Source organism: Geodermatophilus sp. SYSU D00814, assembly GCF_054050055.1.
Window position 1 is genome coordinate 1 of the sequence record NZ_JBJGYP010000028.1, and the last position, 25687, is coordinate 25687.

At 73.6% G+C, this 25687-nt stretch carries 25 protein-coding genes and 1 tRNA gene; 10 read left to right on the forward strand and 16 right to left on the reverse strand.

The features are described 5' to 3' along the window. Positions 1-417: 417 nt before the first annotated feature. The 5 genes from ACI780_RS19180 (at position 418) to ACI780_RS19200 (ending at position 7918) form a co-directional block, all read left to right on the forward strand. Positions 418-1899: an alpha-amylase family glycosyl hydrolase gene (locus ACI780_RS19180; RefSeq protein ID WP_457004985.1), complete on the forward strand. Its 1482-nt coding sequence runs from the start codon at positions 418-420 to the stop codon at positions 1897-1899. A gap of 1077 nt (positions 1900-2976) precedes the next feature. Next, positions 2977-3798 carry a hypothetical protein gene (locus tag ACI780_RS19185; protein ID WP_457004987.1) on the forward strand — a complete coding sequence of 274 codons (822 nt, stop codon included), beginning with the start codon at positions 2977-2979 and terminating at the stop codon, positions 3796-3798. A gap of 437 nt (positions 3799-4235) precedes the next feature. Continuing rightward, entirely contained in the window at positions 4236-6518 is a 2283-nt protein-coding gene (locus ACI780_RS19190; RefSeq protein ID WP_457004989.1) for a hypothetical protein, read from the forward strand. Between the two features lie 214 nt (positions 6519-6732). Beyond that, positions 6733-7689 carry a hypothetical protein gene (locus ACI780_RS19195; RefSeq protein ID WP_457004991.1) on the forward strand — a complete coding sequence of 319 codons (957 nt, stop codon included), beginning with the start codon at positions 6733-6735 and terminating at the stop codon, positions 7687-7689. Between the two features lie 88 nt (positions 7690-7777). After that, entirely contained in the window at positions 7778-7918 is a 141-nt protein-coding gene (locus ACI780_RS19200) for a hypothetical protein (protein ID WP_457004993.1), read from the forward strand. A gap of 127 nt (positions 7919-8045) precedes the next feature. Here the strand turns inward: ACI780_RS19200 and ACI780_RS19205 are convergent, their stop codons facing one another. Then, the gene (locus ACI780_RS19205) at positions 8046-8306 is read right to left on the reverse strand and encodes a hypothetical protein (RefSeq protein ID WP_457004995.1); all 261 of its coding nucleotides are present in this window, start codon (positions 8304-8306) and stop codon (positions 8046-8048) included. 62 nt (positions 8307-8368) lie between these two features. Between ACI780_RS19205 and ACI780_RS19210 the strand changes: the two genes are divergently transcribed. Next, positions 8369-8596 (forward strand): hypothetical protein, encoded by a 228-nt coding sequence (locus tag ACI780_RS19210; RefSeq protein WP_457004997.1) that lies wholly within the window; start codon positions 8369-8371, stop codon positions 8594-8596. 197 nt (positions 8597-8793) lie between these two features. Here the strand turns inward: ACI780_RS19210 and ACI780_RS19215 are convergent. Then, positions 8794-8866 (reverse strand) — tRNA-Asn (locus ACI780_RS19215). A gap of 139 nt (positions 8867-9005) precedes the next feature. Between ACI780_RS19215 and ACI780_RS19220 the strand changes: the two genes are divergently transcribed. Further along, positions 9006-9320 (forward strand): YtxH domain-containing protein, encoded by a 315-nt coding sequence (locus ACI780_RS19220; RefSeq protein ID WP_456871609.1) that lies wholly within the window; start codon positions 9006-9008, stop codon positions 9318-9320. A gap of 25 nt (positions 9321-9345) precedes the next feature. Here ACI780_RS19220 and ACI780_RS19225 read toward each other — a convergent pair whose 3' ends face one another. From ACI780_RS19225 to ACI780_RS19265, 9 genes are all read right to left on the reverse strand, one after another. After that, positions 9346-9927, reverse strand: coding sequence for a hypothetical protein (locus tag ACI780_RS19225; RefSeq protein ID WP_456871610.1), 582 nt, complete (start codon positions 9925-9927; stop codon positions 9346-9348). Beyond that, positions 9924-11801, reverse strand: a complete 1878-nt coding sequence (dnaG, locus tag ACI780_RS19230) for a DNA primase (protein WP_456871611.1) — start codon at positions 11799-11801, stop codon at positions 9924-9926. The genes ACI780_RS19225 and dnaG overlap by 4 nt, the downstream gene beginning before the upstream one ends. Positions 11802-11905: 104 nt before the next feature. Beyond that, positions 11906-12406 (reverse strand): hypothetical protein, encoded by a 501-nt coding sequence (locus tag ACI780_RS19235; RefSeq protein ID WP_457005000.1) that lies wholly within the window; start codon positions 12404-12406, stop codon positions 11906-11908. 9 nt (positions 12407-12415) lie between these two features. Continuing rightward, complete coding sequence (locus ACI780_RS19240; RefSeq protein WP_456871613.1) at positions 12416-13033, reverse strand: YdcF family protein; 618 nt, start codon at positions 13031-13033, stop codon at positions 12416-12418. 100 nt (positions 13034-13133) lie between these two features. Next, a complete protein-coding gene (locus tag ACI780_RS19245) occupies positions 13134-13508 on the reverse strand; it encodes a hypothetical protein (RefSeq protein ID WP_456871614.1) in 375 nt (124 codons plus the stop codon). 107 nt (positions 13509-13615) lie between these two features. Next, complete coding sequence (locus tag ACI780_RS19250) at positions 13616-14080, reverse strand: Rv0361 family membrane protein (protein WP_456871615.1); 465 nt, start codon at positions 14078-14080, stop codon at positions 13616-13618. Continuing rightward, positions 14077-15231, reverse strand: a complete 1155-nt coding sequence (dusB, locus tag ACI780_RS19255; protein ID WP_457005003.1) for a tRNA dihydrouridine synthase DusB — start codon at positions 15229-15231, stop codon at positions 14077-14079. The genes ACI780_RS19250 and dusB overlap by 4 nt, the downstream gene beginning before the upstream one ends. Before the next feature lie 52 nt (positions 15232-15283). Then, positions 15284-15688, reverse strand: a complete 405-nt coding sequence (gene vapC, locus ACI780_RS19260) for a type II toxin-antitoxin system VapC family toxin (protein WP_457005005.1) — start codon at positions 15686-15688, stop codon at positions 15284-15286. Continuing rightward, entirely contained in the window at positions 15685-15930 is a 246-nt protein-coding gene (locus ACI780_RS19265; RefSeq protein ID WP_456871618.1) for a type II toxin-antitoxin system VapB family antitoxin, read from the reverse strand. The genes vapC and ACI780_RS19265 overlap by 4 nt, the downstream gene beginning before the upstream one ends. A 108-nt stretch (positions 15931-16038) precedes the next feature. Between ACI780_RS19265 and ACI780_RS19270 the strand changes: the two genes are divergently transcribed. After that, entirely contained in the window at positions 16039-17199 is a 1161-nt protein-coding gene (locus ACI780_RS19270; RefSeq protein WP_457005007.1) for a glycosyltransferase family 9 protein, read from the forward strand. Positions 17200-17252: 53 nt separating this feature from the next. On the opposite strand, the gene ACI780_RS19275 is transcribed toward ACI780_RS19270, so the two are convergent. Next, on the reverse strand, positions 17253-18653 hold the full coding sequence (locus ACI780_RS19275) for a glycine--tRNA ligase (protein WP_456871620.1): 1401 nt from the start codon (positions 18651-18653) through the stop codon (positions 17253-17255). 153 nt (positions 18654-18806) lie between these two features. Here ACI780_RS19275 and ACI780_RS19280 point away from each other — a divergent pair, with 153 nt between their 5' ends. Further along, positions 18807-20267 carry an Nramp family divalent metal transporter gene (locus ACI780_RS19280; RefSeq protein WP_456871621.1) on the forward strand — a complete coding sequence of 487 codons (1461 nt, stop codon included), beginning with the start codon at positions 18807-18809 and terminating at the stop codon, positions 20265-20267. Positions 20268-20277: 10 nt separating this feature from the next. Here the strand turns inward: ACI780_RS19280 and ACI780_RS19285 are convergent, their stop codons facing one another. The 3 genes from ACI780_RS19285 to ACI780_RS19295 all read right to left on the reverse strand — a co-directional run bounded on the left by ACI780_RS19285 (position 20278) and on the right by ACI780_RS19295 (position 22565). After that, entirely contained in the window at positions 20278-21225 is a 948-nt protein-coding gene (locus tag ACI780_RS19285; RefSeq protein ID WP_457005010.1) for a hypothetical protein, read from the reverse strand. Between the two features lie 65 nt (positions 21226-21290). Beyond that, entirely contained in the window at positions 21291-21569 is a 279-nt protein-coding gene (locus tag ACI780_RS19290) for an antibiotic biosynthesis monooxygenase family protein (protein WP_456871623.1), read from the reverse strand. Between the two features lie 84 nt (positions 21570-21653). Next, on the reverse strand, positions 21654-22565 hold the full coding sequence (locus tag ACI780_RS19295; protein ID WP_456871624.1) for a hypothetical protein: 912 nt from the start codon (positions 22563-22565) through the stop codon (positions 21654-21656). Positions 22566-22837: 272 nt separating this feature from the next. On the opposite strand from ACI780_RS19295, the gene ACI780_RS19300 reads away from it, so the two are divergent. Further along, positions 22838-24760, forward strand: coding sequence for a protein kinase domain-containing protein (locus ACI780_RS19300; RefSeq protein ID WP_456871625.1), 1923 nt, complete (start codon positions 22838-22840; stop codon positions 24758-24760). 83 nt (positions 24761-24843) lie between these two features. Here ACI780_RS19300 and ACI780_RS19305 read toward each other — a convergent pair whose 3' ends face one another. Beyond that, on the reverse strand, positions 24844-25677 hold the full coding sequence (locus tag ACI780_RS19305; RefSeq protein ID WP_456872703.1) for a protein kinase domain-containing protein: 834 nt from the start codon (positions 25675-25677) through the stop codon (positions 24844-24846). Between the last annotated feature and the right edge of the window lie 10 nt (positions 25678-25687).

A 25687-nucleotide genomic window follows, 5' to 3' on the forward strand; every position in this document is an offset into this window, starting at 1 on the left:
CGCACGCCGGGGGCGCGCGCACCGGCGGCGGAGACCCGGCGGCAGATGGTGACGAGCTCGCCGAGGGGCGCGTCACCGGCCGGCACGGCCACGGGTGGGGCCGGCACCGGCGCCGGCCCCCACCCCGCGCGCGTCGGGCGGGGGGGGGGCGCGGGGGGCCGGTGCCCCCCCCCCCCCCCCCCCCCCCCGCGGCGCCCGCCCCGCCCCCCCCCCGCGCCCCCCCCCCCCCCCCCCCCCCCCCCCCTCGCCCCGACCGGTGACGGCTGGTGGGACGGCCACGTCGCCGGCCTGCGCGCAGGCGGCCGGTACGAGCTGCTCGTCGGCCGCGGCGAGCCCGCGGTCAACCACCGGCTCGACCCCGCCGCGCGCGACACCGACAGCTCCAGCCTGGACAACCGGCACAACAAGTCCCACGTCGTGGACACCGGCCACCCGTGGGCACCGTTCACCACGCCCGCCTTCGACGACCTCCTCCTTTACCAGTGCCACGTCGGCTCGTTCTGCGGCTACCGCGACGACCACGTCGCACCCAACGGCGTGGCCTCCTTCGACCAGCTGCAGACCAAGCTGGACTACATCCGGGACTTGGGCTTCAACGCCCTCGCCCTGCTGCCGGTGCAAGAGTTCCGGGCCGACCGCTCCTGGGGCTACAACCCCGCCTTCTATTTCGCCCTGGAGTCGGCCTACGGACGCCCCGCTGACCTGCGCGCGCTGGTCGACGCCTGCCACCGGCGCGGCCTGGCCGTCATCTTCGACGTGGTCTACAACCACATCAGCGACGAGGACAGCTCCTTCCACCACTTCGACGAACGGGCCGACGGCACCGGGGACAGCTACCTGGGGACCGATCCCACCTACCGCACCGACTGGGGCACCGCGCCGGCGTTCTGGCGGCCGGGCATCCGCGACTTCTTCGTCGCGAACATCGGGATGTACCTGGAGGAGTACAACGGCGATGGGCTGCGCTTCGACTCGACCCGCACCATGGAGCGGGCCCGCGGGCTGGGCAACGACGGCTGGGAGTTCATGCAGCACCTCACCTGGGAGGCCAAGCGGCGCCACCCGGGCACGTACCTCATCGCCGAACACCTGCCCGACCACGAGTCCGTCCTGTCCTCAGCCGGCTTCCACGCCACCTGGACCGTCGAACCCTTCTACGGCGTCCTCCGCGCGCTCAACGGCGACGACCCGGTGGGCAACATTGAGCGGCTGGCGGGCAACTCCTACGGGCCGGGCCAGACCTACGCCCACTCGTGGAACACCGTCACCTACCTGCTGGGCTCGCACGACGAGTGCGGCGACGACCAGCAGGGCGGCAAGGGCAAACGGCACTTCGTCGCACGCTTCGGCGGCCGCGGGAACTGGTATGCCCGCGCCAAGGCGCGCATGGCCTGGGCCCTCAACGTCGCCATCAAAGGCACGCCGATGCTGTTCATGGGCAGCGAATGCCACCTCGACGGCTACTGGCACGACGGGGCCGACGCCCACGGCGACCACCGCTTCGACTGGTCGATCGCCGGCGACGAGATCGGGATGGGCATGCGGCATCTCGTGCAGGCCGCGAACCAGACCCGCTGGGACCACCCGGCGCTGCGCCGCGGCGGCCTGCAGGTCACGCACCGGGACCCCGGGGGCGTCCTCGCGTTCAAACGCTGGACCGACGACGGCGACCTCGTCCTGGTCGTGGTCAACGCCAGCGACACGTCCCACATCGGAGCGGGCTACGGGGTGGCGACCGGGCAGCCGGGACGTTGGCAACAGATCCTCTGCTCCCAGGACGCCCGGTTCGGTGGCTGGGACGGGGCCGGCAACGCCTTCGCCGAGCCGTGGACCGAGGGCGACGGGCGCGTCTACCTCAACGTGCCGCAGTGGTCCGTGACGATGTTCCGCCTGCTGTGAGCGGCGTGCGCACCGTGGTGCGAGCGAGCGCGCCCACCACGGCCTCGGACGCCGGCCGGTCACCCACCGGCGCGAGCGGCCGAACGCATCCGGCCTCAGCGTCGACCGGCCACCACTCTGCCGGCCACCACTCCGCCGGCCCGGCCACCTTCCACCGGACCGGGGCCGGCTCCCGGAGGCCCGGACCAGGACGCGACCGTTGGACAGCGGGCCGAGGGGGCGTCGGATGAGCGGGCAACCGCACGATGAGTCGGGGTCGGGCGCCAAGGTCCGCGCCGCGCCGCACCTCCGCTTCCCCGATCCACCGCTGCGCGCCTGGCGGGAGGAGGCCCGCACGCGGGCGCTCGAGATCCAGGCCCTGTCCGCGTGGGTCGATCAGCTGCCGCGGGACCAGCGCGGCGAGCCGCGGGAGGAGGCCGACAGGCGTCTGGCCGAGTCCATCCGCAAGCACGTCTCGGAGGTCGAGCGGCGACTAGCCCGTGGCCGGCCTGCAGCTGACAGCCCTGGACCTCACTTACGAGCCGAGCCAGGTGATGCAACCGTGGCAGGTCCGCCACGAGCGCCACGTAGGGACGGCCGTCAGGTGGGCTTGCGCTTGAAACCGTACAGATCCCCGCGGCCGAAAGCGCAGCAACAAGCCCGATGACGCCGTAGTCCAGGTAGGAGTAGGGGCTGATATCCCCTCCTGACTCCTCAGCCTCCGCACGGGCCTCCTCGGCCATGGCAATCTCACCGCCAGCCTGATCGATGACTGCTTCCTCATCCTCGATCTCGCGCGCCGCTTCATCCCAGGACGTGGTGATAAAGCATTGGTAGCAGCCGCCATGAGGCTCGCTGTACGCCTGAGAAACGCTCCACCGGAGTAGCTGACCGTGCGCCTGCCAAGGATTGAACATCGGACTCCCTCCGCCTAGCCCAGAGCGAGTGTGCCGCTCGCTGCCGACAGCTTGGGCGTTCGCCACCGATGGCCTCGGTGAACCAGGACACGAACGACGAGGCTGCAGATGCAACGCGAAGGCGGCGCCCTGGAACTGGGACCAGCGGTTCGGTGTCGTAGCGCTGACCTAGCCTTCAGATATGAGGGAAGCGATCAATGGTGCAGCAGCTACGGCTGCCAGCGAGCCGACGTGGACCGACGTCGTCTCTGCTGTCGGCGCCGGCATCGCGGCGCTCGCGGCCGTGGCCACCGTCGCGGTCGCGGTCGTGGCCGCGCTTTACGCCAGACGGCAAGTCATCGGCCTCCGGGATCAGTTGACTGTAGCGAGCGAGCAGCTGGAGGAGGCCCGCACGCTGCGCCGCGAGCAGGCCCAGCCCTACGTCGTGATGTCTGCCGTACCGAATCGCGTGACTCCGCAGGCAATCGAAGTGGTGATTCAGAACCTGGGCACTACAGGAGCACGCGACGTGACCATCGCCTGCACGCCTGCTCTGGTGCGCACGGACCAGCAAGGCGGCGCGCAGGAAGTCCCACTTCCGAGCAGCATCCCGTTTCTGGCCCCAGGCCAGGAGTGGCGCACTTTCTGGGACAACAGTGTTGAGCGCGCCCAGGACCGCTACAAACTTCCTGACCGCCACGACGTCGCCATCACGTACACCGACTCGTTCGGCGATCAGCACACTACTCCCTCGGTGCTGGACTGGGGAGTCTTCCGTCACCGGATGTGGATGAATGAGCGGACCATTCACCACGCTGCCGCGGAGCTGAAGTCCGTCAGCCAAAGTTTGAAGAAGCTGGCCCAGCCGGACGGAGTCCAGCGCGTCGCCGTCTACGACGGCCCCCAGCTTGAGCAGAAGCGCGCAGAAACGCGGGCCGAAGCTATGCGCCGGCACGACGAGCTCGTCGCAGAGGTCGAGGAGGCTCAGGTCCGCTACCAGCAAGAGCACTCAGAGGAACAGTGACCGCGATGCACCCCTGCGCGTCAACATCAGCTGGCGCCAGGTGCTCGTCAGCCCTCCGGCCCTCGTAAATCGACCCTCGCTTCGCGCGGCGTCCGTGGGTCCCGTCGTAACCCGTTAGAGGGAAGATCAAGATCATCGCCCGCTCCAGGTTGACGAGGTCAACGGGACTCCCTACCGTCCCTCCCTGTCGCGCCCATCAGTGGCGAGGCGCTGCACAACCGGAACCGTCCGGGTGGCCCGCAGGGGCCGCGGAGACAGACGGGCTAGGTCGGGACATGCCGACTGATGCTCAGCTGGTCGAGGCGTGCAGTGCTCTCGGTGGTGATGAGACGCAGCGCGGACAAGGTTGCCCCCGCGTCCTGGCCTTCGTGTCAGGCAGGGACCCCGGCATGGCGTCGGGATGTCTCCCACGGGCACCAGAATTGGAGAGCCCAACCGTGGCTAGCCCTCTGTTCAGCGAGCCCGTCAGCCCGAACTTCGGCAGCGACAACACCCCGGACGGGGCGGTCCCTGCCGCGCACGAGCCGGCGCCTCGCACCACCCCCGCCACCCTCGATGTGGGCGGCGAGGAGCCGCTGGTCATCGTCAACTTCACCGGTTCGCTCCCTGAGCCGTCGTCGGCGAAGACGCGCGGCGTCCTGGTCCGCGCGCTCGAGACGGCCGGGCTGCTGTCCGAGGACGGCAGGCACGCCGTCGCCCGGGCGCTGGTGCAGCCCGAGCTGGGCGGCATGCTTGTCAAGAACGGTCTGCTCACCAGCGCGACGGTGGAGACCGCCACCTTGGATCAGCTGCCCGGGCCTGTGATGACCACGGAGCTCTGGCCGCTGCTTCAGCCCCGGACGGAGGCCGAGGGGCTTCCGGTCCCGCGGCCGCAGGTCACCGGCGCCCTCGACGACGAGGGGTACCCGATGGCCGAGCTGGTGCTGACCTACAAGAACATGCAGCACCTGGTGGATCACCTGCACCAGACCATCACCCACACCTTCCACACGGGTGCGGACTACGAGCCCTCCATCCTCTCCCGGCGGGTCGGCCGGGCGGTTCTGGGTCACGTGGCGCGCCTCGACTTCGAGGACGAGACGCCGTCCTTCCACGTCATCGCCCTGCGGGACGGGATCACGCGCTGGGTCCGCTCGATCAGCGCGCGCATGGGGGGCAAGCCGAGCGCGGACGAGGTGGCCAAGCAGGGCATCAGTGACCTGCTTGCCACCCAGCCGCCCCGTGCCGGTAAGGCCCCCGATCCGTCCATTGACCACGCCCGGGGCCGGGATCGGGTGGCGGCGGACTTGCGGACCCGCTTCACGGCGGGCATGGCCACCGGCTCGCCGACCGAGGACGCGGTGCGGATCGGCCAGACCTTCACCATGCCGGCGGAGATCTACGTCGGGGTGCACGCTGCCCTCACGACGACGCTGCCCCCGACGGAGGTCTTCCCCGAGTCCATCCGCGCGGTGGTGGCCAGCATCCACACCGAGTTCCGCGGCTGGGACGAGGCGGCCAAGAGCATCGACATCGGTGAGCGCGCCCTGACCCGCGCGCTCCACGGTCGCCACCTCCACCCCGACGTGGTCAAGCTCGCCACCGGCGCGCTCGGCCCGGAATGCACCTCCAAGGTGTTCGGGAACTCCGCCATCCCGGACACGGCGCTGTGGCGCGCGGTCTACCTGATCCACGCGTTCACCCAGCCGATCGCCTTCGCCAAGATCAAGGACCAGCTGCGGTCCCTGACCGGGAAGACGATCATCCGGAACAAGGCCTACGCCGGCTACCTCGGTCCGCTCATCGACGTCCCCTGGCGCACGACGAAGGCCCGCAGTCTGCAGTCCGCGCGCCGGGCCTGGAATGGTGGCGGCCCGGTCCCGCACGCGCTCTACGGCGCCGACTGGGAGCCGGTGCCCACGAGCGACTTCCTGTCGCTCGTGCCCCGGGCGCTCAACGGGGACGCCAACGCCCGGCGCACCCTGATGGTCGCGGGCGGGGTTGCCCTGGTCGCCGACGGCCTGGTGGGCAGCAACATCGGCAGTGCCCTGCAGTCTGGTGAGGTGCCTTTCCGGGCCAACCCGAACGACGTCATCGCCGAGCTCGGGCACCAGGACAACAAGGCCGGCCTCTACCAGCTGGCTCACGCCGCCCAGGCCTTCCAGGCCGACGCCGCTGCGATCAACTCGTTCTCGAAGCGCGACTTCAAGGACGGCGGGAAGCTGCCCGAGAACAGCTACGCCGTGCCGGTGGTCGACCCGGATCAGCCGGAGACGACTCTGGTCGATGGCACGGGGCAGGCGGAGCTGCTTGAGCGCGGGGAGGTCGTCCGGCTGTCCGACCCTGAGCGGGCGGCGCGGGCTATGGCGGAGCAGCAGGAGGAGCAGGCCAGGAGCGGCGGCTTCCGCATGCCCGAGGGCACCCCGGGCCAGCAGGCCAGCTCCTACCGGCAGGCCCTGCGGAAGGAGCTGGAGTCCGCGGTCGACCTCCTTGAGAGCCTGCTGCGCCTCGCCGCCACCGGCGACGGGGCCGTCGGGCCGGCCCTGGGCACCAAGGATGACTGGCGCCAGCTGAGCACCATGGGCAGCAAGATCAGCGCGCTGATCACCCTGAATGAGCCCAGCGAGGATGAGCCTCACGTCGCGGAGCAGGACCACGACGAGGACGACCTCGTCGACTTGGACGAGATCGGCGAGGACAACGACCTCGACGAGGACTACGACGAGGACCACGTCGGCTGATCTGCTCCCAGCCGCTACCGGGACGGCGCCGTAGCCGGCCCGGTAGCGGCTGCACGAAGAGCTGCCACAGGCAAGGGGCCCCTCCGGACTTCCGGAGGGGCCCCTTCGGCTTGCGGCTACTTCAGGCGTCCCCTGCTAGTTCAGTGAGTTTGAAGCCTCAGACAGAGGACGATATTTAAGGGCCTTACCGCACCCCGCGGCTAGCTTCGAGGCCATGACTGAGCCACCGGCTGACGGCGAGCACAACGACGGCGAGCACAAGGACCGTGAGCATGAGGACCGCGAGCACGAGGAGGTCGACTGGTCTGCAGCGTTCGATCCCCTCCGGTCGCGCATCGCGGATTTGTTGGCCCCGATCGCCCAAGCCGCACAGACTCAGCTCTCCAACACCCTTAAGCCGGCGTTCGCGGAGGTGCGCGAGCGCATGGCGGCCAACCTCTCGAAGTTCGACTTCGAGCTGCCACCACTCCCTAAGTTCACTCTGCCTCCCGATCTCGCGGAGCGGATTGCTCGCGTTCGGGAGAGCCAGCCGCCCAACTGGTCAGGCGAGTTGAACTTCGATGCGTTGCCGACCGTGATTCAGGGCGACGGCATCCCCCTAGTGTGGGTTCCTCGTAGCGAGATCGTGCGTGAACTGCTCGACGCAGCGGACCGGCCGGCCCGTATCGCCACGCTGATCGCTCGACGCAACGAGGTCGTCGACGATTGCCGAGCACTGCTTGCGACGGTGAGCGCACCTGACTACGCGGGCAAGGTGCAGCTGGCGATTCAGGCCGTCGAAGCGCTTGCCGCTGGACATGCAGAAGCAGCCCAAGCACTTGCCACGGTGGTCGTCGAGTCAGCGACCCGCTTCGCGATCGACGACAAGTCAAAGAAGGTCCAGAACCGAGTCCGGGTCGACCTGGAGGAAGTTGCCTACGTCGAGATCCGCCTGCGGGCAGCGCTGGCTCCGCTCGACAGCTTCTACAACGACTGGCATCCGACGAAGTCACCTGACCCCATGCCTGACGAGCTGAGTCGCCACGTCACCTGCCACGTCGCCGAGCCGAGCCATATTAACGAGGGCAACGCCGTCGTTGCTGTCCTGCTCGCCGCGTCCGTGCTGCGCGGACTACAGGAGCTCGAGCAAGTCCGAGCCACGATCGGAGACCCGACGTGGCTGCGGAAGTAGCGCTTTTCACTGCGGTGATCGGTCGACTCTGTCGGTGGGGCGCCGGAGGCCCCGTCTCTGTCGACGTCGATCCTCGAGAGGAGGAGCGATGGCGGAGAAGAACCAGACCAGCCCCAAGGCCGCCAAGGCGGCTTCCAAGGTGCTACGCGACAAGCGCACCGGCAAGGCGTCGAAGACCGCCGTCGGCAGTGCCCTGTCGCAGACCCCTTACAAGCGCAGGGAGAAGTGACAAGCCGCGGCGCGGGGACCACTTGGTCTCGGAGCCGCGGGTGTCAGTTGCGCAGGAAGGAAGCGCTGGAGTCACGCACTAGCGGCCGACCTGCCGTGATCCGCCCACACCCGCAAAGTCATGCGCGCTACGGGCGGGTTGTCACCGTGGCAGTCCAGGTGAACCAGGACCGGCCGCGCTCGTCGCCCGCCATCTCGGGGCCGGTCACGGTCAGTGTTGACCAGTCCGGCAGCCCCGGGTCACCGGCGTCGAGCACTCGGTGACGGAGTGCGGCCCGCAGTCCCGCGGTCGCCCGCTCGAGGTTGTCATGGGGCAGCGACGTCGACGCCTGGTAGGCCATGGTGCGCATCGTCCACGTGCCGCGGTCCAGTCGGCACGGTTCGGTCACGCGATGTCACACCAGAGGGTCGGTGGGCGTGGCACGTCCGCGCCGGCGGCTACACCGTCTGGGTGACGGTCTCCATCCGCCTGCTGGACGAGCGCCGGTTCGACCCACCGCGGGACGTCGAGGTGGAGAACGACGGCCGGTGGTGGTGCGGACACCAGACCGCGTGGCGCCTGTGCGACGACGGGTTCGGCTGGCGCGCCGCGGTCACCTGGCGGCAGCTGCACGACTACGGCTGGGGCCGTCACCTCACGAGTGTGCCGCCGGAGCGCGTCCGCCTCAGCGCGCAGTGAGGCTCTACGACCTTGGCGCACAGCTCAGGGAGGTCGACCGCCGCGGCGCCGGCACGTCCTCGTAGGCCACCTGCTCGATGACCACCGCCGCGGAGGGATGCCCTCGCCCGAGGTGAGCGGTCCGCTCGTTTGTTGGTCGTAAATTGGTCGCGGGGCGCTACCCCGCGACTACGTCAGGCCGCTGACCTGGGGTGATGCTCCCCCGATTGGACTCGAACCAATAACCCTGCGATTAACAGTCGCATGCTCTGCCAATTGAGCTACGGGGGACGGGCGGGCGTGGCCCGCGCGCAGGTCCACAGTACCTGACGGCCCCGGGCGCCCTGCGCAGGCTCCTCCCATCGCGGACGGGAGCGTCCGCCCGTAGCGTGATCACCCGGTCGTTGACGTCTCGAACACGGAGGTCCCCGTGGCCAAGTTCTCCTTCCTCCTCGGCTTCGGTGCCGGGTACGTCCTCGGCGCGAAGGCCGGCCGTGAGCGCTACGAGCAGATCCTCGGCCTGTGGTCGGACGCGAAGGACAACCCGCAGCTGCAGGGGCTGGCCGGCATGGCCCAGGCCCGCGCCGACGACGTCGTCAGCTCGGTGAAGGAGAAGATGGGCCGCGACACCGGCCCCGCGCCGGCCCCGGCCCGCAGCACCGGCACCACGACGCTGCCCCCGGCGACGACCACCGAGGCCCCCGACCTGACGGCGCTGCCCGCCGACCCGCCGCCGGTCGGCTGAGCAGGCGCCGCCGGGCGGGCCAGGCTCAGCCCGGCTGCTCGGCGGCGAGCGCCTCCTCCAGCTTGGCGCGCGCCACGGCCCGGGCCTCCGGGTCGGTGCGGTCGGCGTCGTCGTCGAACACGACGGTCCACTCGCGGGCGGCCTGACCGGGCACCCGCCGGGCCACCAGCAGCACCCCTCCCCCGCCGGGCAGCGGCGAGCGGCGACTGGCGACGACAGTCTGGTCGACCCGCCGGCGCACCACGGCCGGCAGGTCGCCGGCGTCGGTGAGCGCGTACCGCTCGGCCGGCTCCCGCGCCTGCACGCCGGGCTCCACCTCGGCCAGCGCGGTCACGGTGAACGTGCCACCGCCGTCGTTGGTCGCCGCCCAGCGGGCCGCACCGACCTCGTGCCAGCGCAGCACGCCGACGTCGCCGGCCGCGTCGAGCCGCAGGTCGGCCGGGACCACGCGCAGCCCGCGGCTGGTGGCGGTCAGCCAGCCCTGCCCGCGCGCCAGCTCCCCCCACGCCAGCACCCGCTCGTCGGCGTCCGCCGACGCCTGGACGACGGCGCGCACCGGCTCCGGCGGGCGGGCGAACCGTCGGCGCAGCCGCTCGCCCAGGCTCACGTCAGCCCGCCGATCGCCCGTTGCCGCAGCGAGATGGCTTCCTGCTCGAGCGCCATCAGCCGGGAGAACGCGCGCATGTACTCGTCACCCTGCTCGACGGGGTTCATCCGCTGCAGCTTCGCCTTCAGCGCGGTCACCTGCCGCACGGTGGCCATCTCCTGCAGCCGCGCCAGCACAGCCGACACGTAGACGGCGTCGGCGTCGCCCACCGAGCGCAGCGGCTCCACCGCCAGCGCCGTGAGCTGCGCGCGGGCGGTCTCCCGCTCGCAGTGCCCGGCCACCTCGTCCAGCCACGCCGGACCCGACACCCGGGCGGCGGCCGCTCCCCCGGCCGCCGCGACGGCCGCGGCGACGGCGGCGTAGTCGGGATCGGTGTAGGCGGCGGGCGGGACGGCGTCGAACGACGGCCCGGCGATCTCCGGCACCTGCAGCGCCGCCTTGACCGCCTCCCGCTCGACGGCGAGCGCGGCGTCGTCGGGGGTGCGCTTGGGCTGCCGCGGCCGGCGGGGCGGGGCGGTCTCCCCGCCGGTGATCCGCCGGACCCGCTCGAGCACCTCCCCCTCGTCGGTGTCGCCGATCAGCCCGGCCAGCCGCCGGGCGTAGGCCGGGCGCAGCGCGTGGTCCTTGACCTGGGCGAGCAGCGGCGCGGTCCGGTCGAGCGCGGCCACCCGGCCCTCGACGGTGTCGAGGTCGTACTCGGCCAGCGTGGTGCGCAGCACGAACTCGATCAGCGGCGTCCGCCGGGCCACCAGGTCGCGGACGGCGGCGTCGCCGTGCGCCTGGCGCAGCTCGCAGGGGTCGCGCCCGTCGGGCTCGACGGCGACGAACGTCTGCGCGATGAAGCGCTGGTCCTCCTCGAACGCCCTCCGCGCGGCCTTCTGGCCCGCGGCGTCGCCGTCGAAGGTGTAGACGACCTCCCCGCGGAACTCGTCCTGGTCCATGAGCAGCCGCCGCAGCACGCTGATGTGCTCGGGGCCGAACGCGGTGCCGCAGGAGGCCACCGCCGTGGTCACCCCGGCGAGGTGGCAGGCCATGACGTCGGTGTAGCCCTCGACGACGACGGCCTGGTGCCGCCGGGCGATGTCGCGCTTGGCCCGCTCGATGCCGTAGAGGACGGTGCTCTTCTTGTACAGCGGCGTCTCGGGGGTGTTGAGGTACTTGGGGCCGGGGTCGTCGTCCATGAGCTTGCGGGCGCCGAACCCGATGACGTCGCCGGTGATGTCGCGGATCGGCCAGACCAGCCGCCGGTGGAAGCGGTCGATGAGCGTGCCGCGGGAGGACTCCTTGGCCAGCCCGGCCGTCACCAGCTCCTGCTGCGTGTAGCCCTTCCCGCGCAGGTGCCGGGTGAGCGCGTCCCAGCCGCCCGGGGCGTACCCGCAGCCGAAGTCGACGGCGACCTGCCGGTCGAAGCCGCGGTCGGCGAGGAACTGCCGCGCCGGCGCCGCCTCGGGGCTGCGCAGCTGCTCGGTGTAGAACTCCGCGGCCGCGGTGTTGGCCGCGACCAGGCGCGCCCGCTGCCCGACCTGCGCGCGGTCGGGCGCGCCGGTGGGGCGGCCGCCGTCGTCCTCGTACTTCAGGTCGATGCTCGCCCGCGCCGCCAGCCGCTCGACCGCCTCGGTGAAGCTCAGGTGGTCGATCTGCTGGACGAAGCTGATGACGTCCCCGCCGGCTCCGCAGCCGAAGCAGTGGAAGAGGTTGCGCGCAGGCGTGACGTGGAACGACGGCGACTTCTCGTCGTGGAACGGGCACAGGCCCTTGAGGCTGCCGCCCCCGGCCCGCCTGAGCTGCAGGTGCTCGCCGACCACCTCGTCGATCCGGCTGCGCTCGCGCACCAGCGCGATGTCCGCCGCTCGGATGCGTCCCCGGCCGGCCATGGGCCCCCTCCGTCGTGCTGCTGCCGGGACGCCGGTGCGCGTCCCGGCACCGATCATCCCCTCCCGGGACGACGGCCCGGGACGACGGCCCGCACGGGTCGGGCTCAGCTGCTCCCGGCGGCGGCCGCGCCGCCCACCGAGGCCGCGACCGCCGCCCCGTAGGCCCGCCGCTGCAGCACCAGGACCAGCCACAGCAGGAACACCTGCGCGTCGAGCGGCAGGTCCTCGTCCGCGGTGAGCGTGGGCCGGGGCGACCAGCCGCCGGTGGACCCGCTCTCGGCCACCGTCCGCTCCCCGGCGGTGAACCGGTAGGTGCCCCGCCACCAGGAGGCGGGCACGGCGTCGACGACGGTGCCGGCGAGGTCGAGCCGCCAGGTGCCCCGCCACACCGACACCTGCTCGGCGCGCAGGCGGACGGCGTCCGCGGGGTCGACCGCCCACCGGCCGGCGAGGGTGCCGCCGCGCCGCCGGTCGAGGACCCACTCGCGGTCCCCGACCACCGCGACCGAGCCCTCCCTCCAGAAGTCGGTGGAGCGCAGGTGCGCCACGGGCTCGCCGTCGCGCAGCACCGGCAGCTCCCCGCGGCCCCTGCCCAGCTCCAGCACGTGCCCTCCTCAGCCGATGCCCGGTGCGCCCGCGACGCTCTCCCCGGTCACGCGATAGAGCAGGTAGGCGGCGGTCTCCCGCAGGATGTACCGGAACTGCGTGCCGCGCGTCTGCACCGCCGGACCCTGCCGGGTCGGGGAGCTCTCGGCGGAGATCCCCGCGTCCTCGGCCATCCGCTCGGCCCGCATGGCGTGCCAGGGGTCGGTGACCAGGACCGCGTCGGACCAGCCGCGCTCGTCGAAGGCGGTGCCGACCGCGCGCATGCTCTCCAGCGTGTCGACGCCCTCGGGCACCGCCAGCAGCGACTCCTCGGGGATCCCGGCGTCGAGCAGGTAGTCCCGGCCGGCCTCGGCCTCGGTGAACTGGTCCCCGGCCGCCTTCCCGCCGACGGTCACCACGACCGGCGCGACGCCGTCCTCCCACAGCGACGCGGCGTGCTCCAGCCGCGCCTCGAAGATCGACGACGGCACGCCGTTGTACTGGGCCGACCCCAGCACCACGATCGCGTCCGACGACGGGCGGGCGTCCTGGCGCGCCGTCCACCAGATCGCGACCGCCGTCGAGGCGACGAGCAGCAGGGCGGCGAGGACGGCCGCGGCGAACACCCGCGACACCAGAGACCCCACCCGCGCCACCGGTCATGGATAACACGGGGCCCGTGCCGGGCGCGGCAGCCGGGACCGGTGTGGCGGTCGGGGAGCCGGAGGGCCCCGGCCGGCGGGGACGTCAGGCCACGAGGACGAAGCCGACGACGGCGAACAGGATCGTCAGCACGCAGACGAGGACGCCGACGTAGAGGCCGGTGCGGTTCACCGGCGAGGGCGGCGGGGACACGTAGAGCGGGAAGCCGGTGGCCGGCGGCCCCTGTTGCATCGCGGCCGCCTGCTGCGGCGTGGGCGCGTACTGCGGCTGCGGCGGCAGCTGCACCTGTCCCGGGAAGCCGACCTGGGTGGGCGCGGCCGGCGGCGGCACCGGCGGCGCGGCCGGGGCGACCCCGACGGGGGCGGGCGGCGCGGCCGGGGCCGGGGGGACGTACGGACCCGCGGGGGCGTACGGACCGGCCGGGGCGTAGGGCGCGGACGGGTGGGGCGGCTGCGACACCGGGGTTCCTCTCGTGCGGGCCCGGTCGGCTCCCCGCCGGGCGGCGCACATGGTGACAGCCGGGGCCGGGTCGGGAAAGGGCTCCCGTCGTGGCCGCGGCGCCCGCCTCAGCCGGAGGTCCCGCAGACCCGCGGGCCCTCCTCGAGCACCACGACCAGCGTCGTCTCGGTGCCGGTCCCGCCGTCGTCCCACCGGACCCGGACCTCCTGGGAGTCCCGGTCCCCCTGCTCCCCCGGCTCGACGGCCAGGATCTCGGCGGTGCCCGGCCGGGCGTACCCGGCGGCGACCTCGCCGACGTCCACGCCCTCGGTGTCGGCGCGGTCGTGCTCGGCCTGGCACAGCAGCCCGCCGGCGGTCTCGAGGTCGCCGGCGGCCAGTGCCGCGGTGAAGACGCCGACCACCTCGCGGGCCTGCTCCTCCGCCGTCCCCTTGACCAGCGGCAGGGCGACCACCATCCCGACGCCGACGGCGACGGTGGCGCCGAAGATGCCCAGGACGAGCCCGTTGCGGCGGCGCGGGGTGCTGGTGTGCAGCCGCTCGGGGCCCTCGTCGTAGAGGTACGGGCCGGTCATCCGCCGCTCGTCTCCAGCTCGGCGCCCGCCGGGGGGCGCGGGTCGTCACGGTCGTCGAGCCAGCCCTCGGGCAGCGCCACCGGCCGCGGGCTGCTGGTGCGCCCGCGCGGACCGCCGAGGACCGCCGTCGGGTAGGGCTGGTCCTCGATGCGGTCGAGCAGGCCGGCCAGCTCGTCGAGGGAGCTGACCATGGCCAGGGCACGGCGGACGTCGGAGCCGACCGAGAAGCCCTTGAGGTACCAGGCGACGTGCTTGCGGAAGTCGGTGCAGCCGTGCAGCTCGCCCTGCCCGGCCGACAGCAGCTGCGCGTGCCGGTGCATGACGGCGGCGACCTCGCGCAGCGTCGGCAGCGCCCGCCGCGGGGAGCCGGCGAAGGCCGCGGCCAGGTCGCCGAACAGCCACGGCCGGCCCAGGCACCCCCGCCCGACGACGACGCCGGCGCAGCCGGTCGTCTCGACCATCCGCAGGGCGTCGTCGGCCTCCCAGACGTCGCCGTTGCCGAGGACCGGGATGCCGACGGCCTCGACCAGCCGCGCGATCGGCGCCCAGTCGGCGGTGCCGCTGTAGAGCTGGTCGGCGGTGCGCCCGTGCAGGGTGATCGCCGCGGCGCCCTCGTCCTGCGCGATCCGGCCGGCGTCGAGGTAGGTGACGTGGTCGTCGTCGATGCCGATGCGGGTCTTGACGGTGACCGGCACGTCGCGGGCGGCGCGCACCGCGGCGCGGACGATGTCGCGGAACAGGACCCGCCGCCACGGCAGCGCCGAGCCCCCGCCCTTGCGGGTCACCTTGGGCACCGGGCAGCCGAAGTTGAGGTCGACGTGCGCCGGGCGGGTGCCCGCGACCTCCTCGTCGACCAGCATCTCCACCGCCCGCCCGACGGTGGCCGGGTCGACGCCGTAGAGCTGCACGGAGAAGCCGGCCGCCGCCTCCTCCGGCGTGGCCCGGATCATCCGCAGCGTCTTCTCGTTGCGCTCGACCAGCGCCCGCGTGGTGATCATCTCGCAGACGTAGAGGCCGGCGCCGAACTCGCGGCACAGGGTGCGGAACGCCGGGTTGGTGATGCCGGCCATCGGCGCGAGCACCACGGCGGGGTCCACGGTGAGCGGCCCGAGCTGCAGCGGGGCGACCGCCGGCGCCAGGGTGCTCGTCACGCCGTCCAGGGTAGGCGGGCCCTGTCGGGCACTTCCGCGGAAGTGCACGACCTCACGCCGGCGCCGGCAGGGTCCGCAGCCCCGCGTGCCGGGCGAGGACACCGAAGTCGCGGTCGCGGTGCAGGACGCCGACCCCGTGCCGCAGCGCCACGGCGGCCACGACGCAGTCGTTGAGCGAACGCGGTGTCTCCCCGGCCCGACGGCAGGCCCGGTACAGGGCGGCGGCGGTCTCCACGTCGACCGGGGACTCCTGGCGGAGCAGCTCCGCGCCGGCGAGGAACCGGGCGAGCTGCCCGGCGCGTTCCTCGGCGGTCGTCCCGGCCAGGACCTCCAGGAGGACGACGTCGGTCGCCGCGGCCTCCCCACGGGCGATCAGCCCGTGGAGCAGGTCGGTCTCGACCCCCGCCTCGCCGCGCAGGTAGGCGATCCAGACCGAGGAGTCGACGAGGACGGTCACTCCTGCGCAGCCGGGTCGACCGGCCACTGCCCGGCCAGCTCCTCGGCCTCCCCACGGCGGGTCCCGTCGAGGTCGCCGTCCCAGCCGCTGCCCCGCATGGCGTGCATCTCGCGGGGGGTCATGGGCGCCGCGCTGACCTGGCGGAGCGCGAAGTCGACGGCGTCCTTCTTGGTCTGCAGGCCGTACCGGCGCATGACCCGGGAGATCAGGTCGTCGTCGATGTCGATGTTCGTCCGGCCCACGGGCTCAGCGTACACACCGAGGTGTACGCAGGTGTCCGGCTGGCGCACGTGTCGAGGGCGTTCTGGTTGGGCACGGCGGTTCTCCGCAGCCCGAGGTCAGGAGGACGCGTGTCGAGGTCAGCGCCGCTCCCGCCCGCCGGCGCACCCGTGCCCGGCGTGGAGCGCATCGCCGTCCTGCGCGCGAACCTGCTGGGCGACCTGGTGATGACCCTCCCGGCGCTCGCAGCGCTTCGGGCGGCCCACCCCGACGCGGAGATCACCTACCTGGGCCGGCCGTGGCACGCCGAGCTGCTCGAGGGCCGGCCCGGGCCGTGGGACCGCGTGGTCGCCGTCCCGCCGTGGCCCGGCGTCCACGACGCGCCGGGCGCCTCCCGCGACCACCCCGAGGTGCACCGCTTCCTGCGCGCGCAGCGGGCCGAGGGCTACGACCTGGCGCTGCAGCTGCACGGCGGTGGCGGCAACTCCAACCCGCTGGTGACTGCCCTGGGCGCGCGGGTCACCGCCGGCGCGCGGGACGGGGGAGCCCCGCCGCTGGACCGCTGGCTGCCCTACGTCTACGACCAGCACGAGGTGCTGCGCTGCCTGGAGCTGGTCGGGCTGGTGGGCGCGGTGCCGGTCACCCTGGAGCCGCGGCTGGCGGTCACCCCGGCCGACGCCGCGGCCGCCGACGCCGTCCTGCCCGCCGGGCCCGAGCCGCTGGTCGCCCTGCACCCCGGCGCCAGCGACCCGCGGCGCCGCTGGCCGGCCGCCTGCTTCGCAGCCGTCGCCGGCGCCCTGGCCGCCGACGGCGTGCGGGTGGTGGTCGTGGGCTCGGGGGCCGACGACCGGCGGGCGGCCGACGCGATCCGCGCGGCGACGCCGGCGCCGCAGCTCGACCTGGTCGGGCGGCTGTCGCTGGGGGCGCTGGCCGGCGTCCTGGCGCGCTGCCGGGTGGTGGTCGCCAACGACTCCGGCCCGCGGCACCTCGCGGCGGCGGTGGGGACGGCGACCGTCGGCGTCTTCCTCGAGCACAACCTGCTCAACGCCGGGCCGCTGACCCGGCGGCGGCACCGCGTCGCCGTCTCTGCCCGCACCGACTGCCCGGTCTGCGGGGTCGACCAGAGCCGGTCCCGCTGCGGGCACGACCGGTCCCTGGTGGCCGGCGTCCCCGTCCCCGCCGTCCTGGCCGCGGCCCGGGACCTGCTCGAGGACGGCGGTCCCGCGGTGCACCCGGCCGCCCCCGCCGTCGCGCCGCAGCGGCAGCGCCCGGGCCGGCGCGCGGCCCGGTAGACCCGGGCACGTCCGCGGATCTGCACGCGGGCAGGTCCGCGGACGTGCCCGCGTCAGCAGCCGGGCAGGCGGGCGGCCAGGTAGCTCTCGACCTGGTCCAGCCCGACGCGCTCCTGGCCCATCGAGTCGCGGCCCCGCACGGTGACCGCCTGGTCCTCGAGGGTGTCGAAGTCGACGGTGAGGCAGAACGGGGTGCCGATCTCGTCCTGGCGGCGGTAGCGGCGGCCGATCGCGCCGGCGTCGTCGAAGTCGACGTTCCAGGTGCGGCGCAGCCTCGCGGCGAGGTCGCGGGCCTTGGGCGAGAGGTCGGCGTTGCGCGACAGCGGCAGGACGGCGGCCTTGACCGGCGCCAGGCGGGGGTCCAGCCGCAGCACGGTGCGGGTGTCGACGCCGCCCTTGGCGTTGGGCGCCTCGTCCTCGGTGTAGGCCTCGACGAGGAACGCCATCAGCGAGCGGGTCAGCCCCGCTGCCGGCTCGATGACGTAGGGCGTCCAGCGGGTGTTGTCCGCCTGGTCGAAGTAGGACAGGTCGACGCCGGAGTGCTCCGAGTGCGTCTTCAGGTCGAAGTCGGTGCGGTTGGCGATGCCCTCCAGCTCACCCCACTCCGAGCCCTGGAAGCCGAAGCGGTACTCGATGTCGACGGTGCGCGTCGAGTAGTGCGACAGCTTCTCCTTCGGGTGCTCGTAGTGCCGCAGGTTGTCTCGGTCGATCCCCAGGTCGACGTACCAGCGGGTGCGCTCGTCGATCCAGTACTGGTGCCACTCCTCGTCGGTGCCCGGCTCGACGAAGAACTCCATCTCCATCTGCTCGAACTCGCGGGTGCGGAAGATGAAGTTGCCCGGGGTGATCTCGTTGCGGAAGGACTTGCCGATCTGGCCGATGCCGAACGGCGGCTTCCTCCGCGCCGCCCCCATGACGTTGGCGAAGTTCACGAAGATGCCCTGCGCGGTCTCCGGGCGCAGGTAGTGCAGTCCCGACTCGTCCTCGACCGGGCCGAGGTAGGTCTTGAGCATCATGTTGAAGTCGCGCGGCTCGGTCCACCGGCCCTTGGTGCCGCAGTTCGGGCAGGAGATGTCCAGCAGGCCGTGCTCGGCCTCGTGGCCCTTGCGCGCCGCGAAGTCCTCCTCCAGGTGGTCGGCCCGGAAGCGCTTGTGGCAGTGCAGGCACTCGACGAGGGGGTCGGTGAACACGCCCACGTGGCCGGAGGCCACCCACACCTGCCGCGGCAGGATCACCGAGGAGTCCAGGCCGACGACGTCGTCACGGCTCTGGACGACGGTGCGCCACCACTGCTTCTTGATGTTCTCCTTGAGCTCGACGCCGAGGGGCCCGTAGTCCCAGGCCGAGCGGGTGCCGCCGTAGATCTCGCCGGACGGGAAGACGAACCCCCGGCGCTTGCAGAGGTTGACCACCTTGTCGAGGCGGGCGGGGTCGTGGGTGGTGCTGGCGCTCACGAGCTCGGTGCTCCATCCGGCTGGCGGTCGGCGGCTGACCCGCCCACGGTAGTCGGGCGACACGTGGCGTCGCCGTCCGTCCCCGGCCAGACTGACCCCCTGGGCAGCGCCGAGACGCCGTCGGGGACCGGCGGCCACGCCCGAGGAGGTCCGATGGCCAGGTCAGACCGCGCCGGAGCCGCCCGGGGCGCCCCGGGGGCGGACGTCGCCGCCGCGTTCCCCACGCGCCACCACCCGCGGCCCGAGGTCCGGGACATGCCCGACGAGCCGCGCCGCTACCTGCGGCTGATCGGCCCGGGCATCATCGCCGCCGGCGTCGGCCTGGCCTCCGGGGAGTTCATCCTCTACCCCTACATCGCCTCCCAGGTCGGGCTGGTCTTCGTGTGGGCGGCCCTGGTCGGGCTGGTCACCCAGTACTTCCTCAACATGGAGATCGAGCGGTACACGCTGGCCACCGGCGAGACCGCGCTCACCGGGTTCAGCCGGTTCTGGCGGCACTGGGGCCTGGTGTTCGCGCTGCTCACCTACTTCGCCAACCTGTGGCCGGGCTGGTCGACCAGCTCGGCGACCCTGGTCACCTACCTGGTCGGCGGCGGGGACCCGCGCTGGATCGCGATCGGCATGCTGGTCGTCATCGGGCTGGTCCTCACCCTCGCGCCGGTCGTCTACGTCGCGCTGGAGCGGGCGCAGATGCTCAAGGTCGCGGCGGTGCTGCTGCTCTTCGCCGTGGCCGCGGTCGTGGCGGTGGGCGCCTCGGCGTGGTCGGACCTGCCGCAGGTGGTCACCCGGCCGCGCATCCCGGCCGAGGAGCTGGGCTTCGCCCTGCTGCTCGGCGCGCTGGCCTTCGCCGGCGGCGGCGGCGGGCAGAACCTGGTGCAGTCCAACTGGATCCGCGACAAGGGCTTCGGCATGGGCGCCTACGTGCCGCGTCTGATGAGCCCGGTGACCGGCGAGCCGGAGGCGGTGCCGAGCACCGGCTACGTGTTCGAGCCGACCCCGGACAACCTGCGTCGGTGGCGCGGCTGGTGGCGGTTCGCCAACGTCGAGCAGCTGTCCACGTTCGTGCTGATCACGTTCGTCACGATCCTGTTCACCTCGCTGCTGGCCTACTCGACGGTGTTCGGCCGCGACGACGTCTCCAACGACATCGGCTTCATCGAGACCGAGGGGCAGGTGCTGGGCGAGCGGGTCGGCTCCTGGTTCCAGTACTTCTTCTGGGCGGTCGGCGCCTTCGCGCTCTTCGCCGCCGCACTGGGGATCGTCGACTACACCAGCCGGCTCGCCGCCGACGTCATCAAGACCTCGTACGCCCGCGACGCCAACGAGAGCAAGGTCTACGCGGCGCTGGTGTGGGGCCTGGTCCTCGTCGGCATCGTGGTGCTGCTGGCCGGCCTCGACCAGCCCCTGGTGCTGCTGGTGATCTCCGCCGTCGTCGGCGGGTTCATGATGTTCCTCTACGCGGGCCTGCTGATCCTGGTCAACCGCAGGATCCTGCCGGCACCGATCCGCGTGCGCGGCGTGCGGCTGGGTGCGCTGGTGTGGGCGATCCTGCTGTTCGGCACGCTGTCGGTGCTGACCTTCCGGGCCCAGCTGGAGACCCTCTTCGGCGGCTGACGGCGCCGCGTCAGGCCTGCGTGTAGCCGCAGACGGCCGGCCCGCCCTCGTCGACGACGGTGACGACGAAGGAGACCTGGCTGCCGTCGTCGAGCGTGACGTCGAAGGTGACCTCGTCGACGTCGCCCGCGGGGGCCGCACCGGTGGCCGTGCCGTCGGTGATCTGCCCGCCGAGGAAGGCGTCGAAGTCGGCCAGCAGCGCCGCGGCGTCGGGGAGCTGGGCCTGCCCGTCGGCGCACAGGTCGGCGCGGGCGGTCTCGCCGTCGCGGTCCACCACCGCCTGCACCCAGGCCGCGGCGAACTCCGGGCTCTCGGGGAGGTTGAGCTCCCCGCCGCCGGCACCGCCACCCCCGCCGCCGGTGGGTGCCCCCGCGCCGCCGCCGAAGCCGCCCCCGCCGGTGGGCCCGGCCGACGACGACGGCGCCGACGACGAGGTCGGTGCGCTCGAGGAGGTGGTCGCCGAGGTGCTCGCCGGCGCGGCCCCGCTGCCGCCGTCGTCCCGGGTCAGCAGGAGCACGGCCAGCACGCCGCCGCCCACGAGCAGGACGCCGAGCGCGGCGAGCAGGGCGATCAGCGGGCCGCGGCCCTTCTTCGGCGGCTGCGGCGGTGCGTAGCCGGGGGCGCCGTAGCCCGGGCCGCCGTAGCCCGGCGCGCCGTAGCCGGGGGCGCCGTACGGCGGCTGCTGTCCCCAGGGGGGCTGCTGTCCCCAGGGGGGCTGCTGCCCGTAGGGCGGCTGCTGGCCCCACGGGGGCTGCTGGCCGGGGGGAGGCTGCGGGGGCCCGGACGCCGCCGGGCCACCGAGCCGCAGGGTCGGGTCCCGCTGCTCGGGCGGTCCTCCGGCGAGCCGGTCGGTGGGCTGGTCGGGCACCGCCGGCCGGCCCGGGCCCCGCGGCACCGGGGGCAGGCGGGCCTCGCGGGTGCGGTCGGGCGGTGTCCCGTCCTGCGGCGGCTGGGTCATCGCGCCTGTCCTCCCCCGGCTCGTCCTGTCCGACGCAGGCTACGCACCCGCGCGGTGGCGGCGGCTCATCCCGGCGGGAGGTAGGCCCCCGGCTCGTCGACCGCGTGCAGCCACACCGGCGCCCCGGCGATCTTCACCTCCGCGGCCGACAGCGCGCGGCGGTAGGCGCCGACGCCGCCCCAGCGCGTGACCAGCGCCCACAGGCCCGGGTCGTCGGCGCACCGGCCGGCCTCGCCGCCGAGGAAGCCGGGACGTGCGGCGAGCGCGGCCAGCAACCGGTCGAGGTCGGTGGACAGGTCGGCGGCCGCCGACGGGGACACCCGCAACCGGGTCACCGCGAACACCGGCCCATGGTGCAGCAGCAGCGGCGGACGGACGCCGACGGCCGGCCCCCGCGGGTGCGGGGACCGGCCGTCGGGTGGGTGCGGTCAGCCGAAGTTGCAGACGAGCAGGTTCTGGTCCACCCAGAGCTGGACGGTCTGGACGCTGCCGTCCTCGAGGGTGAGCTCGAAGGTGGCGACGTCGACGGCGTTGGCCGCGTCGTACTCCACGCTCACCAGGACGCCGTCGGTGATGGCCAGGCCACCGAGGACGTCGGTGTAGAAGAAGAGCGTCAGGTACTCGTCGGGCGCGAACTCCGTGCCCTGCGACCCCTGCACCGCGGCGTCCTGCAGCCCGGCGCAGGAGATGTTGTAGAGCGTGGTGTAGTCGAAGTCGAAGGCCGCCTGCACCCAGGCGAGCGCGATGTCGCCGGAGCCCTCGTACTGGCCGGTGTCGGTGCCGCCGGTCTGCTCGGTCATCCCGCCGCCGGTGCTGCCGCCGCCGGTGCTGCCGCCGCCGGTGCTGCCGCCGCCGGTGGTACCGCCGCCGGTGCTGCCCCCGCCGCCGGGCGTGCCCGCGCCGCCGGGGACGGTCACCGGACCGCCCATCTCCATCCCGCCGCCGGCGCCCTCGCTGCCGCCGGAGCCCTCCCCGGAGCCCTCGTCCGAGCCCTGGGAGGACTCGGCCGACGAGGACGAGCCCGCGGCCTGGGTGGCGGGGGTGTCGTCACCGCGGAGCAGGAAGAACAGGAGCACGCCGACGCCGGCGGCCACCACGACCAGAGCGGTGACCACCCAGGGCAGCACGCTCTTCCTCTGCGGCGGCCGGGCGTAGCCGCCGGGGCCGAACCCGCCCGGGCCGCCCGGACCACCCGGTCCGCCCGGACCGAAGGCACCGGGGCCGCCGGGGCCCGCGGGGGCGCCGTACTGGCCGGGGGCGCCGTACTGGGCGGGGGCGCCGTACTGACCGGGCGGGGCGTACTGGCTCGGCGCGCCGTACGGGCCGGGGGGCTGACTCATCGTGCTTCTTCCGTTCGCAGGGGTGGGCGTGGGGGCCCGAGAGCGAGTGCAAGCTAGTGACGCTCCGCCGATCCGCCTACCGTTTCCTGCGCGCCAGTTCTGCGACCTCGCCCGTGCGGGCGAGGACGCAGATCGCCGATGCGCAACCGCGACCACCTGCCGTGGCGAGGACGCTGGTCGGGGTCGGTCGCCGTCCCTAGACTCCGCCGACGACCCGCACCCGGCGCCCGGATCCGACGAGCGCCCGGGCTGCGGCACACGGAGGAACACCGGTGGAGTTGCAACAGTTCGGCCCCTATCGCATCGAGGCGCTGCTCGGCCGCGGCGGGATGGGCGAGGTCTACCGCGCCTTCGACACCGAGCACGACCGCACGGTCGCGCTCAAGGTGCTCTCCGAGCACCTGGCCTCCGACTCCGGCTACCGGGAGCGGTTCCGGCGCGAGGCGCACCTGGCGGCCCGGCTCAACGAGCCGCACATCGTCCCGATCCACCGCTACGGCGAGATCGACGGGCGGCTGTTCCTCGACATGCGCCTGGTGCCCGGCCGCGACGTGGCGGCGGTGCTGGCCGAGCAGGGGCCGATGAGCCCCGAGCGGGCGGTGTCGATCGTCAGCCAGACCGCACGGGCCCTCGACGCCGCCCACGCCGACGGCCTGGTGCACCGCGACGTCAAGCCGTCCAACGTGCTGCTCACCGGCACCGGCGACGACGAGTTCGTGTACCTGGTGGACTTCGGCATCGCCCGGTCCACGTCGGACGGGCAGGGGCCGGCGCTCACCCAGACCGGCGCGGCGCTCGGGTCGTTCGACTACATGGCGCCCGAGCGGTTCCTCGAGCAGCCGATCGACAAGCGCGTCGACGTCTACGCGCTGGCCTGCGTGCTGTTCGAGTGCCTCACCGGCCGCCGGCCGTTCACCGGCGACGGGCTGGCCACGCTCATGTTCGCCCACCTCAACAACCCACCCACGCCGCCGTCGCAGCTGCGGCCGGGCCTGCCGCACGGCCTCGACGACGTCGTCCTCAAGGGCCTGGCCAAGGAGCCCGGCGAGCGCTACGGCAGCTGCGGTGAGCTCGCCGCGGCCGCGCGGGCGGCGCTGTCCTCGGCGGGGGTCGCCCCCCGGCCCGAGGCCGCGCCGCCGACCTCGGTCACGCCGCTGCCGGTGCGGCCGCACACCGTGGGCTTCTCCAACCCCGGCCCGCCCGGCACGTACGGTGCCCCCTCGGTCACCGGTGTCCCCGCGGCTGCCTACGCCGCGCCGGCGGGCCCGGGCGTCGCGACCGGCTACGGCCCGCCGTCCGACCCCGGCGCCCCCACCGGGTACGGCCCGCCGTCCAACCCCGGCGTCGCGACCGGCTACGGGCCGCCGTCCAACCCGGGGCCGCCCACCGGCTACGGCCCGCCGTCGAACCCCGGCGCCCCCACCGGCTACGGGCCGCCGTCCAACCCCGGCGGCCCCACCGGCTACGGCCCCCCGGCCGGCCAGGGCTTCGTCCCGTCCCCCGGCGGGGCCACACCGACCGGCGCGGGTCGGCGCAACCGGCTGCCGCTGCTCATCGGCGGGATCGCGGCGGCGCTGGTGGCCGTGGTCATCGGGGTCATCGCACTGGCCGGCGGCTTCGGCGGGAGCGACACCCCGACCGACACCACCGCCGACGGCGGCTCCGACACCGGCACGGACACCGGCACGGGCACGGACACCGGGACCGGCACGGACACGGGCGGCACCACCGACCCCGACCCGGAGGAGCAGCTGCTCGGGATCATCCCCGGCGACTTCGACCCCGCCGCCTGCCAGACCGGGGACCCGGCCGGCGACGGCGACATCGCGACCGTGAACTGCGGTGCCGCGGCGACCCAGCCCGGCCCCGAGGCGTCGTCGTTCTACCTGTACGAGGACGCGGCGGCCGTCAGCGAGGTCTTCCTCGCCGACATGGAGCGCGAGGGCGTCAGCGCGTTCACCGGCCAGCCGGACTGCGCCACCGGTCAGGGCTACGACGAGTACACGATCAACGGGCAGAGCGCCGGCCGGCTCGGCTGCTTCGTGAACGCCGACAACAACGCCGTCCTGTACTGGACCCAGGACGAGTTCGCCGCCGAGGGCATCGTCGTGATCGCCAACGGCGGCCAGGAGGGCCTGGCCACCCTCTACCAGTGGTGGCAGGACAGCGCGCACAGCGACTTCGTGCAGCGCTGACCCGCACCCGGCGGTCCCGACACGACGAGGGCCCCGTCCCCACCGGCCGGTGAGGACGGGGCCCTCGTCGTCGGGCGCCGCGCTCAGGCGCGGGTGGCCGCCGCCAGCGCGTCGAGGCGCTCGGCCACCTGCAGCGCGGTCGCCGGCCGCTGGCCGACCGGCGCCAGGCAGGCGGAGACCAGCGCGGCCTCGTCGTCGGTCAGCCCGGCGCTGATCGCCGGCTCGGCGCTCATCACCCGGCGGATCGCCAGCAGCGGCTCGCCGTCGGGCAGCTCGCCGTAGAGGCCGGTGCCGGTGAGCGCGCGGTTGAGCGTGGCGCCCAGGGCGAACACCTCGGTGGCCCGGGAGGGCCGCTCACCGCGCAGCAGCGCCGGGTCCAGGTACTCGACGGACGCGGCGCTGGCCATCCCGGTCAGCGTGACGCCGGGCGCGAGGTAGCGGGCCAGGCCGAGGTCGGAGAGCTTGCCCCCGTCGTCGGTGAGCAGGATGTTGGCCGGCTTGATGTCGCCGTGGGTCAGCCCGGCCTCGTGCAGCGCGTGCGCGGCGTGGGCGGCGTGCGCCACCGCCCGCAGCACCTCGCCGCGGCTGAGCGGGCGGGCCGGGGCGGCCAGCGAGCCGAGCGGGCAGTACTCCATGGCGTACAGGAAGCTGTCCTGGAGCACCGCGTCGTAGACCTTCACCAGGTAGGGCGAGGCCACCTGGGCGAAGGCCCGCAGCTCGCGCACCCCGCGCTCGTAGGCCTGCTCGCTGTGCGTGCCGGTGAACACCTTCACCGCGACGTACTCGTCGGGCAGCCCGAGCCGCGCCGGCGGGCGGGCGAGGTAGAAGCGGCCGTTGTTGCCCTCACCGAGCACGCGGACCACCTGGTAGTCCGCGATGGTGGCAGGCGCCGGGCCCACCAGGCCGACGGCATCCATCCCTGTCCTC

Coding starts and splice junctions, on each gene's coding strand:
- ACI780_RS19305 (WP_456872703.1), bottom strand. CDS start 25,677: ATGGATGCCGTCGGCCTGGTGGGCCCGGCGCCTGCCACCATCGCGGAC.
- ACI780_RS19285 (WP_457005010.1), bottom strand. CDS start 21,225: ATGACCCAGCCGCCGCAGGACGGGACACCGCCCGACCGCACCCGCGAG.
- ACI780_RS19250 (WP_456871615.1), bottom strand. CDS start 14,080: ATGACCGGCCCGTACCTCTACGACGAGGGCCCCGAGCGGCTGCACACC.
- ACI780_RS19185 (WP_457004987.1), top strand. CDS start 2,977: ATGAGGGAAGCGATCAATGGTGCAGCAGCTACGGCTGCCAGCGAGCCG.
- ACI780_RS19200 (WP_457004993.1), top strand. CDS start 7,778: ATGGCGGAGAAGAACCAGACCAGCCCCAAGGCCGCCAAGGCGGCTTCC.
- ACI780_RS19295 (WP_456871624.1), bottom strand. CDS start 22,565: ATGAGTCAGCCCCCCGGCCCGTACGGCGCGCCGAGCCAGTACGCCCCG.
- ACI780_RS19195 (WP_457004991.1), top strand. CDS start 6,733: ATGACTGAGCCACCGGCTGACGGCGAGCACAACGACGGCGAGCACAAG.
- dnaG (WP_456871611.1), bottom strand. CDS start 11,801: ATGGCCGGCCGGGGACGCATCCGAGCGGCGGACATCGCGCTGGTGCGC.
- ACI780_RS19280 (WP_456871621.1), top strand. CDS start 18,807: ATGGCCAGGTCAGACCGCGCCGGAGCCGCCCGGGGCGCCCCGGGGGCG.